We start from the raw sequence: 867 nt of genomic DNA on the forward strand, positions 1-867 counted from the left end.
CTAGAGGGTGTTATGTACTTTCGTGTGCGATTGGTTCAGTAATGCTGAATGACGCAAGCCCGCAAGCCGTATCCCTCTGACGTATCAGACGAAGAATGGTCGTTGGTTGTTCCGTATCTGGTCCTGATGCGTGAAGACGCGGAACAGCGGCGGCATGACTTGCGCGAACTGTTCAACGGGTTGCGCTACGTGATCCGCTACGGGATTGCCTGGCGCGCGATGCCAAACGATCTGCCGCCGTGGTCGGCGGTTTATCAGCAATCTCGTCGTTGGATGGATGCCGGCTGCTTCGAGACGCTGGCCTGCGATCTACGTGCCGTCTTGCGCATGGCTTCCGGTCGCCAGCCGGAACCCACCGCAGCCATCCTCGACAGCCGGACATTGCGTTCGACACCCGAGAGCGGGCCTCGTGCCGGTTACGACGGGGCCAAACGCAAACGGGGCTCGAAGCTGCATATGGCTGTGGATACGCTGGGCCACCTGCTGGCCCTGCACGTCACGCCAGCCAGTCGGGATGATCGCGCCGAGGTCGGACGCCTCGCCGCTGCCATTCAGGAGGCCACTGACGAAAGCGTCGAACTGGCCTATGTCGATCAGGGATATACCGGCGAGAAACCTGCCGGGGCGGCTCGCACGCACGGTATCGCACTCGAAGTCGTCAGGTTGCCCGAAGCCAAGCGCGGCTTTGTCCTGCTGCCGCGCCGATGGGTTGTCGAGCGGTCTTTCGCATGGGCCACACGATGCCGCAGGCTCGTCAAGGACTACGAGCGTTACGCTTCAACCCTCGCAAGTCTCCATGTCGTCGCTTTCGCATGTTTCATGCTCAGAAACGCCGCTATACTCGCTCAAGGTGCATAACACCCTCTA

The 867-nt window shown here is 60.9% G+C and carries 1 protein-coding gene; it reads left to right on the plus strand.

Annotated elements, in window-relative coordinates; all coding sequences use genetic code 11:
- Positions 1-48: 48 nt before the first annotated feature.
- Positions 49-858, plus strand: a complete 810-nt coding sequence (locus GOB93_RS20970) for an IS5 family transposase (protein WP_173585278.1) — start codon at positions 49-51, stop codon at positions 856-858.
- The last annotated feature ends 9 nt before the right edge of the window (positions 859-867 follow it).

Source organism: Acetobacter musti (genome assembly GCF_011516835.1).
Classification (GTDB): Bacteria; Pseudomonadota; Alphaproteobacteria; order Acetobacterales; family Acetobacteraceae; genus Acetobacter; species Acetobacter musti.

Excerpts from the sequence above, each read along its gene's own strand:
- GOB93_RS20970 (WP_173585278.1), top strand. The coding sequence starts at position 49 with ATGACGCAAGCCCGCAAGCCGTATCCCTCTGACGTATCAGACGAAGAA.